Annotated in this window: 13 protein-coding genes and 1 tRNA gene; 4 read left to right on the top strand and 10 right to left on the bottom strand. The window is 59.1% G+C overall.

The annotated features are described in order from the left end of the window. Window positions 1-2 precede the first annotated feature (2 nt). The 8 genes from mltG to CWI75_RS10120 all read right to left on the bottom strand — a co-directional run bounded on the left by mltG (window position 3) and on the right by CWI75_RS10120 (window position 6,226). Complete coding sequence (gene mltG / locus CWI75_RS10085) at window positions 3-1,040, bottom strand: endolytic transglycosylase MltG (protein WP_101521386.1); 1,038 nt, start codon at window positions 1,038-1,040, stop codon at window positions 3-5. Beyond that, window positions 1,037-1,873 carry an aminodeoxychorismate lyase gene (gene pabC, locus CWI75_RS10090; protein WP_162300048.1) on the bottom strand — a complete coding sequence of 279 codons (837 nt, stop codon included), beginning with the start codon at window positions 1,871-1,873 and terminating at the stop codon, window positions 1,037-1,039. The genes mltG and pabC overlap by 4 nt, the downstream gene beginning before the upstream one ends. Before the next feature lie 11 nt (window positions 1,874-1,884). Beyond that, window positions 1,885-3,126, bottom strand: a complete 1,242-nt coding sequence (gene fabF, locus CWI75_RS10095; RefSeq protein ID WP_101521388.1) for a beta-ketoacyl-ACP synthase II — start codon at window positions 3,124-3,126, stop codon at window positions 1,885-1,887. A 99-nt stretch (window positions 3,127-3,225) separates the two neighbouring features. Continuing rightward, window positions 3,226-3,462, bottom strand: coding sequence for an acyl carrier protein (gene acpP / locus CWI75_RS10100; protein WP_101521389.1), 237 nt, complete (start codon window positions 3,460-3,462; stop codon window positions 3,226-3,228). A 139-nt stretch (window positions 3,463-3,601) separates the two neighbouring features. Continuing rightward, window positions 3,602-4,375: a 3-oxoacyl-ACP reductase FabG gene (gene fabG / locus CWI75_RS10105; protein ID WP_101521390.1), complete on the bottom strand. Its 774-nt coding sequence runs from the start codon at window positions 4,373-4,375 to the stop codon at window positions 3,602-3,604. 24 nt (window positions 4,376-4,399) lie between these two features. Then, window positions 4,400-5,380, bottom strand: a complete 981-nt coding sequence (gene fabD, locus CWI75_RS10110; protein WP_101521391.1) for an ACP S-malonyltransferase — start codon at window positions 5,378-5,380, stop codon at window positions 4,400-4,402. Between the two features lie 123 nt (window positions 5,381-5,503). Beyond that, complete coding sequence (gene rpmF, locus CWI75_RS10115; protein WP_101521392.1) at window positions 5,504-5,686, bottom strand: 50S ribosomal protein L32; 183 nt, start codon at window positions 5,684-5,686, stop codon at window positions 5,504-5,506. 12 nt (window positions 5,687-5,698) lie between these two features. Then, on the bottom strand, window positions 5,699-6,226 hold the full coding sequence (locus CWI75_RS10120) for a YceD family protein (protein ID WP_101521393.1): 528 nt from the start codon (window positions 6,224-6,226) through the stop codon (window positions 5,699-5,701). Between the two features lie 97 nt (window positions 6,227-6,323). On the opposite strand from CWI75_RS10120, the gene CWI75_RS10125 reads away from it, so the two are divergent. Next, window positions 6,324-6,902, top strand: coding sequence for a Maf family protein (locus tag CWI75_RS10125; RefSeq protein ID WP_101521394.1), 579 nt, complete (start codon window positions 6,324-6,326; stop codon window positions 6,900-6,902). Between the two features lie 106 nt (window positions 6,903-7,008). On the opposite strand, the gene rluC is transcribed toward CWI75_RS10125, so the two are convergent. Next, entirely contained in the window at window positions 7,009-7,929 is a 921-nt protein-coding gene (rluC, locus tag CWI75_RS10130) for a 23S rRNA pseudouridine(955/2504/2580) synthase RluC (RefSeq protein WP_241521164.1), read from the bottom strand. A 626-nt stretch (window positions 7,930-8,555) separates the two neighbouring features. Between rluC and rne the strand changes: the two genes are divergently transcribed. Further along, window positions 8,556-11,420 carry a ribonuclease E gene (gene rne / locus CWI75_RS10135; protein WP_101521396.1) on the top strand — a complete coding sequence of 955 codons (2,865 nt, stop codon included), beginning with the start codon at window positions 8,556-8,558 and terminating at the stop codon, window positions 11,418-11,420. 101 nt (window positions 11,421-11,521) lie between these two features. After that, window positions 11,522-11,611: transfer RNA gene (locus CWI75_RS10140), tRNA-Ser, on the top strand. Between the two features lie 165 nt (window positions 11,612-11,776). Here the strand turns inward: CWI75_RS10140 and CWI75_RS10145 are convergent. Next, window positions 11,777-12,409 (bottom strand): acyl carrier protein phosphodiesterase, encoded by a 633-nt coding sequence (locus tag CWI75_RS10145; protein WP_101521397.1) that lies wholly within the window; start codon window positions 12,407-12,409, stop codon window positions 11,777-11,779. 161 nt (window positions 12,410-12,570) lie between these two features. On the opposite strand from CWI75_RS10145, the gene CWI75_RS10150 reads away from it, so the two are divergent. Continuing rightward, entirely contained in the window at window positions 12,571-13,470 is a 900-nt protein-coding gene (locus CWI75_RS10150; RefSeq protein ID WP_101521398.1) for a cation diffusion facilitator family transporter, read from the top strand. Window positions 13,471-13,510 lie beyond the last annotated feature (40 nt).

The following is a 13,510-nucleotide window of genomic DNA, read 5'->3' on the forward strand; positions in this document are numbered from 1 at the left end:
TATCAAAGTTTCCCTGGAGTGGAGCGATAGTCCTGCCGTCGCTTTAGCTGGTATTTACGCACAGCCTGTTGATGGCCTTCAAGTGTTGCGTTGAACTCGTGGCTGCCGTCACCTCTGGCGACAAAAAACAGAGTATCACCCGGTGCCGGATTCAGCGCGGCGCGAATCGCTGCCAGGCCGGGCAGCGCAATCGGGGTCGGTGGCAGGCCGTGATGGCGGTAGGTGTTGAACAGGTTACCGGCGTCTCGCAGGTGGCTGCGGGCAAGGTTACCGTCAAACTCTGCTCCCAGCCCATAGATAATGGTCGGGTCCGTCTGCAGGCGCATCCCCTGCTGCAGGCGCCGGACAAACACACCGGCGATCTGTTCGCGCTCGTCCGGGACCCCGGTTTCCCGCTCAATAATAGAGGCCATGATCAATGCCTCATACGGTTCACTATAGGGCAGACCCAGTGGTCGCTGCTGCCACTCTCGCGCCAGTACATCGCGCAGGGCCAGGTGCGCCCGGCGAAGAATGTCCAGGTCGGTATCACCGCGTTCAAAGCGGTAGGTTTCCGGAAGAAATAGCCCCTCCAGGGCCTGATAAGGGGCCACCAACTGCAGCAGGCGCTCGTCGTCGCGCCCCACAAGCACTGTCTCGAGCGCAGCTTCCTTCTCCAGCAGCACCAGCGCCTGGGCTACCGTAATACCCTCCGGCAGCGTGACCTGGTATTGCAGCACTTTGCCGCTCACCAATAAAGCCAGCAGCGCCTCAGGAGTGGTGCCGGGAATCAGCCTGTACTCTCCCCGACGTAGCCTTGAATCCAGGCCGGTCACTCGCCCATAGGCAATTAACAACCGGGGATGGGCCAGGATGCCCTGTTGGTGCAGGCCGGCGGCGACAGTGCGCAGCGTGTCTCCGGGCGCCACCGTGATCACCGCGCCCTCCGCCGGCACCACCAGCGGGGTATGCCAGCGTTCCAGCAGTTCGCGTCCCGCCAGCGCCCCCACGCAGGCGATGACCACCGCCAGCACTGCAGCCCAGCGCAGAGCCCGCCTCATGCAAGCCACCCGACATAGGCCCCGTGCAGGGCGGAAGTGACAGGGTGCCGGAGCCAGCGGCGATGCCGGAAACGGGAGACCGGGCGCAGGCCGACAACGGTATTGCAATAAAACAGCTCGTCGGCCGCCAGCAACTGTGCCACGTCCAGCCGCGCTTCGCTGACCTGCAGGCCGCAGGCCGCGCCCAGCTGTTCGATAATCAGCTGGCGCCGGGTACCGGTAATCCCGGCGTCGCACAGTTGCGGCGTCAGTAGCTTGTCGCCCAGGCATACAAACAGGTTACCGGTGGTGACCGACAACGGCTCACCACACTGCCCCAGCATCAGTACCTCGTCGTGGCCACTACGTGCACAATCGGCCGCCGCCAGCACCTGTTCAAGCCGGTTGAGGTGCTTTATGCCGGCCAGCAACGGTTGCTTGCCCCACCGCACAGCGGTTTCGCCCAGGTCGGCCGGCGAGCTCAAGACCCAAGGATTCGCGGATAAAGGGGCAAGGGTAATAATAATCCGGGGAATAGCATCAGTCGGGGGCGCGTAACCACGGGGCCCGGCACCACGACTGACGGTCAGGCGCATCACACTGAACTCGTGCTCATGAGTCACCGCCTTACAGGCCACAGCCAGCTGTTCCCGAACCGCAGTCATGCAATCGGGTATACCCAGGCGTCTCAGCCCCTCACCGAGTCTGGCAAAATGATAATCCTGCAAGGTAATACGCTGTCCTGCCAGCAACAGGGTTTCGAACAGGCCATCGCCGTACGCAAGGGCCCTGTCGGGTAGCGGTAGAGCGTCCGCCTGTTGCCCGTCTACCCATGTCGTCGTTGCGGTCGGCACCCGTTGCGTAGTCAGCCCAACTCACTGAACAACAGTGATCCGTTGGTGCCACCAAAACCGAAGGAGTTGGATAGTGCGCAGCGAATACGGCGCTCCTGCGCAGTATTTGGTACATAGTTCAGGTTACAGCCCTCATCCGGGTTGTCGAGGTTGATGGTGGGGGGGGCGACCTGATCGCGAATGGCGAGCACCGAAAAGATCGCTTCCACTGCACCCGCGGCACCCAGCAGGTGACCGATCATGGATTTGGTAGAGCTCACCGCGACACCACTGGCGGCATCGCCCAGCACGGTTTCGATAGCGCGACTTTCCGCCAGATCGCCGGCAACGGTTGAGGTCCCGTGGGCATTGATATAATCCACGACATCGGGATTCAGGCCTGAATCGTTGATAGCATTGCGCATCGCAGTTGCCGCACCGCGACCGTCTTCTGGCGGCAGGGTCATGTGATAGGCATCACCACTCATGCCAAAACCAACCAGCTCCGCGTAAATGCGGGCACCCCGTGCCTTCGCTGATTCATACTCCTCCAGCATCATCACACCAGCTCCGTCGCCCAGGACAAAACCATCGCGGTCTCGGTCCCAGGGGCGGGAGGCGCCAGCTGGATCATCGTTGCGAGTCGAGAGCGCGCGGGCGGCCGCGAAGCCACCCAGCCCAACCGGTGTGGTGGCCATTTCGGCACCACCTACCAGCATGGCGTCGGCGTCACCCAGGGCAATAAGACGCGCGCCCAGGCCGATATTATGGGTGCCCGATGTGCATGCCGTGACAACCGCCAGATTCGGGCCCTGGAGGTTGAATTTGACCGAGAGGTTGCCGGAAATCATGTTGATGATGGAGCCCGGCACAAAAAACGGGGAAATCTTGCGAGGCCCGAATTTTGCAACGATCTCCGAGTTTTTTTCAATCTGGCCAATACCACCTATTCCCGAGCCAATCGCGCAACCGATACGGGGCGCATTGTGCTCGGTCACTTCAAGGCCGGAATCCTCCATTGCCTGAATACCGGCAACCATCCCGAATTGAACAAAGATATCCATTTTACGGGCATCTTTTTCGCTCAGGTAAGGAGTGGCGCTGAAATTTTTAACGCTGGCACTGAACCGGGTACTGTAAGCGGAGACATCAAACGCCTCGATAGGGGCGGCACCGCTTTTTCCCGCTACGATGTTCGACCACGTCGTGTCGACATCGAGGCCCAGGGGACTGACCATACCGAGACCCGTGACTACAACTCGTCTACCAATCACAGCAGCAACTCCTCATTTAACAAAAAGGCAGGAAGCATAAACAGAAAAAGCCGTTCTATCAAAACATAGAAACGGCTTTTCGGGTTACAGCGAGAAGTATCAGGCGAGGTTTTCGGTAATGTAATCGATCGCCAGTTTCACTGTAGTGATTTTTTCGGCTTCTTCATCGGGAATTTCAGTTTCAAATTCCTCCTCAAGAGCCATCACCAATTCAACGGTATCAAGAGAATCTGCGCCCAGATCTTCCACAAAAGACGCTTCGGTCTGCACTTCGTCCTCTTTGACTCCAAGCTGCTCTGCAACAATTTTCTTAACGCGTTCTTCAATGCTACTCATGTCGTTGGTTACTCCTGAGATAATTTAAATAAACCTGATGACCCGGTCCGAGGCGGCATTTTACTCTGTTTTTCCGCTGAGTAATAAATTTTTTTTAGGCTGTATTTCAGCGGGGCGCGTATACACCCGCCGAGGCGGTCTATGCCATGTTCATGCCGCCGTTGATATGAATGGTTTCGCCGGTGATATAAGCGGCGTTATCGCTGCAGAGAAAGCCAACCAAAGCCCCGATTTCGGCGGCTTCGCCCAATCTCGACAGCGGTATTTGGCGCACCAGCGAATCGCGCTGCTCGTCCCCGAGTTCCCGGGTCATGTCGGTATCGATAAAGCCCGGAGCGACGCAGTTTACGGTAATTGCACGGGAGCCCAGCTCGCGCGCCAGCGCCCGGGAGAAGCCTTCTGCACCCGCCTTACTGGCCGCATAATTGCTCTGCCCGGCGTTGCCCATGGCCCCGACTACGGAAGTAATGCTCACGATACGTCCCCACCGCGCCTTGGTCATGCCGCGCAAACAGGCCTTGCTCACCCGGTACAGGGCATTGAGATTGGTATCAATCACCGAGTGCCACTCGTCGGTTTTCATGCGCATGAGAATATTGTCACGGGTAATGCCGGCATTATTCACCAGCACCAGCGGGGCACCGAAGCGCTGGGTAATACCCTTGACCACAGCTTCAACCCCAACCTGGTCAGCTACATCCAGGGTCATGCCGCAACCCTGATAGCCGCCCTCTTGTAAATAACCACTGATGGCATCGGCACCGGCTTGGGTGGTGGCAGTACCGACAACGGTAAAACCGTCACCGGCGAGCCGTTCCGCAATTGCCCGGCCAATACCGCGACTGGCACCGGTGACCAGTGCCACTTTGCCTGTGTCGCTTGCTGTCGCATCGTTACTACCGGCATCACTCATCGCTTACATCCTTGGTCAATTGTTTTATTCCGTATCCGTCGCAGAACCCGCCGCCTGGCCCGCAAGCTCCTCAAGGGCCTGTGACAATGCCAGGGGTTCCTCCAGCGAATAACTTTGCAGCTCGCTGTTAATGCGACGATTCAAACCACTGAGGACCCTGCCCGGGCCGCATTCCACTATTTTGCAGATGCCCGCCGACGCCATGTGTTCGATGCAGCGGGTCCACTGGACCGGACTGTAAATCTGCTCTACCAGCAAGCTGCGAATGCGCTCGGGATCTGTTTCGGTCTCGGCATGCACATTATGAACAACCGGTATTTTCGGCGCTTTCAGCGTCAGCTCTGCCAACGCCTGGGCCAATTGCTCACCGGCGGGCTTCATTAACTGCGTATGGAAAGGTGCGCTTACCGGCAAGGGCAAGGCGCGCTTGGCTCCGGCGGCTTTAAGCGCGTGGCTGGCCTCGGCCACTGCAGCGGTGTGCCCCGCAATCACTACTTGCCCCGGTGAGTTGAAGTTGACCGCGGCCACCTCGCCAGCGGTGCCGGCGCTGATTTCCGCGCAGACCTTGTTGATACTGTCGTCATCGAGGCCGATGATGGCGGCCATTGCACCTTCGCCGACCGGCACCGCTGTCTGCATGAACTCACCGCGCTTGCGCACCAGCTGCACCGCATCGGCAAACTCCAGGGATCCGGCACACACCAGAGCGGAGAATTCACCCAGACTGTGACCCGCCATCATGGCGGGATCGGGACCACCAGCCTCCCGCCAGGCCCGCCACAATGCTACGCTCGCGGTCAGCAATACGGGTTGGGTGGTCGCAGTCAGGTTAAGCGTTTCCTGCTCACCGTGTTGCACCAATGCCCAGACGTCGTAGCCGAGGGCATCGGCTGCCTCGGCGAATGTGGCTCGCACGGCCTCCGATCGGGCATAGGCTGCGGCCAACATGCCGACTTTCTGCGAGCCCTGGCCGGGAAAAACAAACGCGATGGTTGATGATGTCATGGCAGCTGAATTCTCCAAATAGTAAAACGCAAAAACGGGAGCCTGGGCTCCCGTCTATGCTGGCGCGTCATACCTGCATTGCTGCAGCTGGACGCCCGGGGGTGCCCGTAATCGGGTGCCCGCCTACTCGTCGTTACCGGTGTCGACCACTTTCTTGCCGCAGTAAAAGCCGTCGGCAGTGATGTGGTGGCGACGATGGGTCTCACCGGAAGTCTGGTCCACGCTCAGGGTAGGCCCCTTCAGCGAATCGTGGGACCGACGCATACCGCGACGTGAGCGCGTTTTCTTGCTCTTCTGAACAGCCATGACTTACTCCTGCTATTTACCGCCGGGCTTTTTTAATTGCGCCAGCACGTCAAAGGGGTTGGGCCTTTCAGGGAGTGCTTGAGCAGTCTCCGCAGCGAGGTCCACCAATAATTTATTACAATCCGTCTGCTCGTGATAATTAACTACTGGCAACGCCAGTATCAATTCATCCTCGACCAGCTCCCGAAGCTCACATTCCTCGCCCGCTACAATGACGGGCTCGAGATGGCTCGGCAAATTTCCTGCCTGCTCATCCGTCCAGACCACTCCGAGTGTGCTGTCAGTGTGCAATTCCGTACGCACCGGTTGCAGGCAACGCTGGCAGGTCACTGTGACGGACGCATCCACCACAACTCGCACCACGTACCTGCCCTCCTCGTCCCGGGACAGCGTAAATACCGTCTCGATTTCTCCTTCGTCACTGGCAAGCAAGCCCCGCAAACGCGGCAATTCAAGCGGCTTTAACGTGCCCTTGACGGTCACACCACGGGTGGCAGCCTTGCGGATATCCAGCGTGACGGGAAGAGGGTCGGTCAACATAGGCGCGCATCATAGGGATGGTTTAACACTTTGTCAAAAAAATTCTTTAAAATACAACCAGTTCACCGCTTCCCTGCCGCACTCGAGGAAACTGATCATGGGTCTTATTCTAGCCTCCACATCACCCTACCGCAAAAACTTGCTGGAGCGGCTGCAAATACCCTTTCGCTGCCTCTCCCCGGAAACCGATGAAACGCCGCTGCCGGGAGAGGCCGCCGCGGCTGTAGCCGGGCGCCTGGCCCTGGCCAAGGCGCGATCAGTCGCCACCCAGCATCCGGCCAGCCTGGTGATTGGAAGCGACCAGGTCGCGGCACTGGGGACTGTCGTGCTGGGCAAACCCCTGGATCATGCCAGGGCCAGCGCGCAATTGGCTGCCTGCGCGGGCAAAACCGTACATTTTTACACGGGTCTTGCCCTGTGTTGCATCGAACGGGGCATCGAAGAAACCCATGTTGAGCCCTTCAGCGTTCACTTCCGGCCACTAACCGCCGGCATGATCGACAACTACCTGCGGCGAGAGCAAGCCTACGACTGCGCCGGCAGCTTCAAGTGCGAAGGGCTGGGCATTGCCCTGTTCGAGAGCCTGTCGGGGCAGGACCCCACCAGTCTTGAGGGTTTGCCGCTGATAGCGCTGACCACGCTGCTTGCGCGAGCCGGCCACCCCGTACTTGCCTGAACCGGAACCGGTCTTTCGCCCGCCGCAAGGGCGCGTTCGAAGCCGGCGTTGGCAACACCCTAGTGATCAGCCCAGATATATGCCTATATTATTGATTAAAAAACAGCTACTTGCGCAGGTTTTTTAATATAAACTCAAGGTCGTCGTCCAGCGCCGCCTCGAGCTGCAGGGGCGGCTGTTCTGGCAGCGAGAAACGCAGCGAGCGGGCATGCAGAAACAAACGCTTGAGGCCAATCGAGCGCGCGAGAGTTTCGGCCTGGTCATCGCTGTATTTGCTGTCGCCAAGGATAGGGTGCCCGGCAAACTGCGCATGTACGCGTATCTGGTGAGTCCGACCGGTAATCGGGCGGGCCTCCACAAGTGTAGCGTCGGCGAACTGTTCCACTATTGAAAACCCGGTCACCGCAGATTTGCCCTCGCGATCCACCTTGACCATCCGCTCACCGGATTGAACGATATTCTTTTGCAGGGGCGCCTCTACAATACGCCGTTCTTTCGGCCAACGACCTGCCACCAGTGCCAGATAACGCTTGTCCACGCCCTCCCCGCGCAACTGGCGATGAAGCTCCCTCAGCACAGCGGGCTTGCGAGCCACCATGATCAGTCCCGAAGTATCCCGGTCAAGCCGGTGCACCAGCTCCAGGAACCTGTCCTCCGGGCGCAATTGCCGCAGACACTCGATAAGCCCGTAGTTAAGGCCGCTGCCACCGTGCACTGCAAGCCCCGAGGGCTTGTTGATCACCAGCAGGCCGGGGTCTTCGTGGACAATACGTTGCGCGATCTGTGCCGCCCAGAACCCCGGTATCATGGGCGCGGCACTGGGCGCCGGCTGGTGCAAAGGCGGAATGCGCAGTATATCGCCTTCCACCAGACGATAGTCAGCCTTAACCCTGCCTTTGTTAATGCGGAACTCACCCTTACGCAAACCCCGATAGATTCTTGTCTTGGGTACACCCTTGAGAATTTTCAACAGGTAGTTATCCAGGCGCTGGCCCGCACTGTCGGCCTCAATCTGTTGCTGGCGCACGGCGCCCTTTGGCTCATTCAGGATCAGATCACTCTTTAATAAGAAAAACGTTTGATAATTGAAGCACTTACCATTTACTGCTATAGTCCGGCGCGTGTGTCCGGGGTCGAGGTGCAAAAACAGCCTTCCCCCACTCACGCACTTCCCGGATGACAGCAGGGCCTGCCGACGCAATCGCAAGGTTCCATCAGGGTAAGCACACGCGTGTAAACACACAAAAGGCTGTCGACGTAGCTGGCGCCTGGTGGGTCTTAACCCCCTGGCACCGACCTTATTATCGCGTCGATACATATGAACCGCGCAGTAAGACTGCCGGGGCACAGAATCAGTTGTTACTTTGGGCAACGTTGTCGCATTCGTCAGGTGTTGCGACACTACCAAAAAGGGGGGTAGAGCGCCAGCGCATCTTCCCTCCCCAGCGTTGCCCGGCGCCGTTCCCTCGGGTGCGCCGCTGCCATACAGATCACCTGAGCGTACAGAGTAGCGCCAATGCAACGCCCTGCCCATTTCGGGCCCGGCAACTGTTGTAGCGGCTTTCCACAACTCTGCTATGCCTGGCTCACAGCCGGCTGTATAGCTGATACTCGCCCTGCCAGACCTGTGCGCACCAGGTAAAATGGCACATCATGAAAAAAATGCTTATCAATGCGACCCAGCCCGAAGAGCTGCGCGTCGCCCTCGTTGACGGCCAGCGTCTGTACGATCTGGATATCGAAAACCGCACCCGTCTGCAAAAAAAATCCAACATCTATAAAGGCAAGATCACCCGCGTAGAGCCCAGCCTGGAGGCGGCATTCGTTGAATTCGGCGCCGACCGGCACGGCTTCCTGCCCCTGAAAGAAATTTCCCGGGAATACTTTTACAAGGACCCGGGTCCCGTCGAGGGCCGCCTGAAGATCAAGGAAGTGGTCAAGGAAGGCACCGAGATCATCGTCCAGGTCGACAAGGAAGAGCGTGGCAACAAGGGCGCGGCCCTGACCACCTTTATCAGTCTCGCCGGTCGCTACATGGTCCTGATGCCGAACAATCCCCGCGCCGGCGGCATTTCCCGTCGCATTGAAGGCGAGGAGCGCAGCGAGCTGCGCGAGGCGTTGAGCGGGCTCGAAATCCCCAACGGCATGGGCGTTATCATCCGCACCGCCGGGGTCGGCCGCTCCACAGAAGAACTCCAGTGGGATCTCAACTACCTGCTGCAACTCTGGGAATCCATTACCACAGCCAACGAGGAAGTCCGGGCACCTGCCCTGCTCTTCCAGGAAAGTAATGTCATTATCCGGGCCGTTCGGGATTATCTGCGCGACGATATTGACCAGGTGGTGATCGACTCCGACGACGCCTTCGCCGAGGCATTCGAATTCGTCAGCATGGTCATGCCCAAGTACAAGAGCAAGATCCGCCGCTACGAAGACAACATCCCCCTGTTCAACCGGTTCCAGATAGAGAGCCAGATTGAAACGGCCTTCCAGCGCGAAGTACGGCTGCCCTCAGGTGGCTCCATCGTGATCGACCCTACCGAAGCGCTGGTGTCCATTGACATCAACTCTGCGCGCGCCACCAAGGGTACCGATATCGAAGATACTGCGCTGCAGACCAACCTTGAAGCGGCCGATGAAATCGCCCGCCAGCTGCGCCTGCGGGACATGGGCGGCCTGGTGGTTATCGACTTCATCGACATGCTCGCGCCACGCAACCAGCGCCAGGTTGAAAACCGCGTACGCGACGCTCTCGAGGTCGACCGGGCACGCGTCCAGGTGGGTCGCATCTCCCGCTTCGGCCTGCTGGAAATGTCACGTCAACGGTTGCGGCCTTCCCTGGGGGAGACCAGCGCGATTGTCTGCCCACGCTGCACCGGCCAGGGCACCATTCGCGACACCAAGTCCCTGGCACTCTCCATCCTGCGCCTGATGGAAGAAGAGGCCATCAAGGACCGCAGCGCCGAAGTTCGCGCTATCGTGCCAGTGGATGTCGCCGCCTATCTGCTGAACGAGAAGCGCGCTGCCCTGAGTGAAATCGAACAGGTCACCCGCGCCCGCATGCTGGTCATCCCCAACCCCAACCTGGAAACACCGCATTTTGAAGTTCAGCGCCTGCGCGATGATGAAATCTCCGAAGATCGTGCGGTCAGTTACAAGATCGAGATCGCAGTACCGGATCCGGACCTTGTCAGCGACGCCCATTCTGCAACACTGCCGCCTCAGGAAGCCGCTGTACAACGCCTGAAGCCGCAAATGCCCGCACCCGAAGCGGTTGAAAAACCCGTTGAGGAGAAGCGCCCGCGCAAGCAGGCCAGCAGGCCAAAAGCACAGCAGCGGGCAGAGCCGTCCGCCGCCAGGCCTGGTCTCGTTGGTCGCCTGATGGGCATGCTGTTCGGCGAGGCTGAAAAGGCGCCGGAACCGGAACCCGTAAAGGCACGCAAGCCTGCGAAGGAAGAAAAGAAACCCGAAGCCGATGAAAAATCCGAAGGCCGCGGTCGCAGTCGTGGCCGGGGTGGACGCCGGCGCAGCAGTGGTAGCGCAACACAGGCAGGCGCTGCGACTGCAGAAGCAGATTCCGGCACTACCCAGGCCAGGAGTGAACGTCCGGCGCGTGCCGAGCAGGAAGAACGTACAGGCGACGAGGCCGCACCTCGCCCCCGCAAGCGCGGAGGCAAACGCCGTCGCTCCGAACAGGGCTCCGAAAAAGAAGGCCAGGCAACAGCCGAGGTGGCGACTACTGAAGAACCGGTCACTGAAGCCGATACCGGTGATGAACAGGACAAGCCGCGCAAACGGCCCGGTGACATGAAGCGCAGCGAACCCCGCCGCCGCCGTCGCAGCAAGCCAAAAACAGATGAGGCAACTGCTGCGACCGAGGGTGAGGCCGCCGTCAGCGAGGCGAGCGCCAGTGCGAGTGAGACTGCAGAAAGTGTTGAAGCTGCGGAAGTGGCGCCAAAAGCGCAGGAAGAGCAGCCGACAGCATCAGTTGCGTCCGAACCGGAAGCTGAGGCCAAGCCCGAAACGGCTGCGCCTGTTGCGTCCGAACCGGAGGCTGAGGTCAAACCCGAAGCCCCCGCGGCTGTGGCTGTGGCTTCAGAACCGGAAGCCGAAACCAAGCCCGAAGCACAGACCGAGCCTGTGCCTGAAGCGATGGCTGAGGCCCAGGTCCAGCCCGAGGCAGCGCCAGAGCCTGCTGCAGAGGTTCAGCCCGAACCGAAAGCAGAGCCCAAACCGAAAGCCAAGTCGCGCGCCAGGGCCAAGCCGGCAGCCGAAACCCCTGAGGTTGTTGAGGCCAAAGCACCCGCCGGCATTACTGCCGACGGCCGCGCCTGCAACGATCCCCGGGTAGCCCCGAACCGTATTGAACGCGTCGAGATAGCCACCGGCCATCCGGTACTGTTCAAGGCGGAGCAGGCGCCGCCGGCCCCCGCGGTAGAGCGTGCGGCTCCGCGTGCCAGCAATGACCCCCGCGGTCAGCGCCCGACGGCTGCAACGCAGGAAACTGCAGAGGGCTAAAAAATGCTGCTAAAAGCGTGCCCGGGGAGCTCCGGCCCTTGTGCACGCTAGACAGCACTGTATAATCTCGCCTGCCTCGCTGCAGTGGGGTGCAACAACACGGTGGGCTGGCTGAGTGGTCGAAAGCGGCGGTCTTGAAAACCGTTGAGGGTTTATCCCCTCCCGGGGTTCGAATCCCTGGCCCACCGCCATACAAAGAACACAAAAAAGCCCGGATATCCGGGCTTTTTTGTTTCCGATCCCCACACTCAAACCCCTGGGGTCAGGTCTCGCATTGTAGCAACGGGGGTAAAACCCACCTCATACTCGAGCTGCACGGCCTAGGGCGGGAGCTCACTGCCTTCCTGTACTGCGGGTTAACCCGAATGGGTGTCCGGGTGAATGCTACAATGCGAGACCTGACCCCGGCCTTGGTGGCCCCATCCCTGGCTAGCCATTGCCTCGGGAAAAAATACGAGAAAGCCCGTTTCGAATACCTCATAATGCCTGTTTATGTCGTCAATTGCGTGCCCCAGCGGGTTTTCATACCGCAACCTGTTCGAAATACGTTGCAATACCCTGTCGACCCCCACAAGACTCTCGCAGCTATACAGCCAGTCAGCGGCGATCATGCGCGGTACAAAATCAGCCAGCTGCCCGGGAAGAATCGCTTCATGCGTAGTCAGCGTCGCGTAAACCTCATTTACAAACGGCCTTTGCATGACCTCGGAAAATCGCGACCAGTGCTTAATCAGGTAATGATCGAAAACAACATCGAGTAGAATGCCGGCATAACGCCGGTTTACCGGCTTGAAGATTTTTTTCAACTCCGCTGTTACCTCATGCTGGTCAGTAAAAACATCCACCCGCCGATGCTGCCTGATACCTTCCCGCACCCGCGCATGGATCTCCAGCCCGTCAAGCGGACCTTTCACGAAATCACCCGACAGGTTGCCGATCAGACTGTGGTGACCCGCATTGGCCAGCAGTGCATGGGCGAGATGGTTCATGAGTACGCACAATCCTTTTCCAACAAAAAGCCAGTCTATCGTGATGCCTCCAGTGAGGCGAGAGCCTGGCGCCTATCCGCCGCAACGCGCTCCAAAGCACGCACAGTGCTAAACTGTCTTTAAACCCTTTCGGAGTCAGCAACCGGAGGTAGTTCATCCACATGAATGCACAACACCAACATGCGCCTGCCAGTTATGGCAAGGCCTTCACCATCGGTATCACGCTGAACTTCGGGTTTGTGATTATCGAAGCCATTTACGGCTGGAGAACCGGTTCCCTGGCACTCCTTGCGGACGCGGCACACAACCTGAGTGATGTGGGAGCTTTGCTGCTGGCCTGGGCAGCATTTGCTGCCGGTCGCTTGCCGGCAACCCGGCGACGCACCTATGGCTGGGGCCGCGCCTCTATTTTGGCAAGCCTGGTCAACGCTACGGTCCTGCTGGTCGGCATGGTTTATCTGGCCTGGGTATCAATCCAGCGCTTACAGACCTCGGTCACAGTAGACGCCGGCACGGTCATGATAGTTGCAGGGATTGGTGTGGTCATCAACGCCGCAACCGCTTGGCTTTTCCTCGCAGGTAGCAAACACGACCTTAATATCCGCGGCGCTTTTTTACACATGGCGGCGGACACGCTGGTCTCAGTGGGCGTGGTTATCGCCGGCGGCCTCTATCTCTGGCGCGGCTGGACCTGGATTGATCCCGCGGTAGGACTGTTGATTGCGATGATGATTATCATTGCCACCTGGTCACTGTTTCGCCAGTCGCTGCATTTATTGTTTGATGGTGTGCCTTACGGACTGGAATTTGACGCCGTACGTTCGGCGCTGCTGGAACTGCCGGGCGTCATCGACGTCCACGACTTGCATGTGTGGGCGATGAGTACTGAGGATAATGCATTGACAGCACATCTCGTTGTAGAAAGTTACCCGGCCAATGATGAACTCCTGGAACAGGCTGTGGCGATGCTAAAAGCACGGTTCGGAATCCAGCACGCTGCGCTGCAACAGGAATCCACCGAGTTTGCCGCCAGATGCCAGAACTCAGGCCTCGCATTGTAACATTGTTACAATGCGAGACCTGACCCCGAATTCTTGACTC

Origin of the sequence: Kineobactrum sediminis, from assembly GCF_002868715.1 — a bacterium.
Classification (GTDB): Bacteria; Pseudomonadota; Gammaproteobacteria; order Pseudomonadales; family Halieaceae; genus Kineobactrum; species Kineobactrum sediminis.

What these genes read in the sequence shown, in the direction of transcription:
- mltG (WP_101521386.1), bottom strand. Translation starts at nt 1,040, where the DNA reads ATGAGGCGGGCTCTGCGCTGGGCTGCAGTGCTGGCGGTGGTCATCGCC.
- acpP (WP_101521389.1), bottom strand. Translation starts at nt 3,462, where the DNA reads ATGAGTAGCATTGAAGAACGCGTTAAGAAAATTGTTGCAGAGCAGCTT.
- fabG (WP_101521390.1), bottom strand. Translation starts at nt 4,375, where the DNA reads ATGAGTGATGCCGGTAGTAACGATGCGACAGCAAGCGACACAGGCAAA.
- fabD (WP_101521391.1), bottom strand. Translation starts at nt 5,380, where the DNA reads ATGACATCATCAACCATCGCGTTTGTTTTTCCCGGCCAGGGCTCGCAG.
- rpmF (WP_101521392.1), bottom strand. Translation starts at nt 5,686, where the DNA reads ATGGCTGTTCAGAAGAGCAAGAAAACGCGCTCACGTCGCGGTATGCGT.
- CWI75_RS10120 (WP_101521393.1), bottom strand. Translation starts at nt 6,226, where the DNA reads ATGTTGACCGACCCTCTTCCCGTCACGCTGGATATCCGCAAGGCTGCC.
- CWI75_RS10125 (WP_101521394.1), top strand. Translation starts at nt 6,324, where the DNA reads ATGGGTCTTATTCTAGCCTCCACATCACCCTACCGCAAAAACTTGCTG.
- rne (WP_101521396.1), top strand. Translation starts at nt 8,556, where the DNA reads ATGAAAAAAATGCTTATCAATGCGACCCAGCCCGAAGAGCTGCGCGTC.
- CWI75_RS10145 (WP_101521397.1), bottom strand. Translation starts at nt 12,409, where the DNA reads ATGAACCATCTCGCCCATGCACTGCTGGCCAATGCGGGTCACCACAGT.
- CWI75_RS10150 (WP_101521398.1), top strand. Translation starts at nt 12,571, where the DNA reads ATGAATGCACAACACCAACATGCGCCTGCCAGTTATGGCAAGGCCTTC.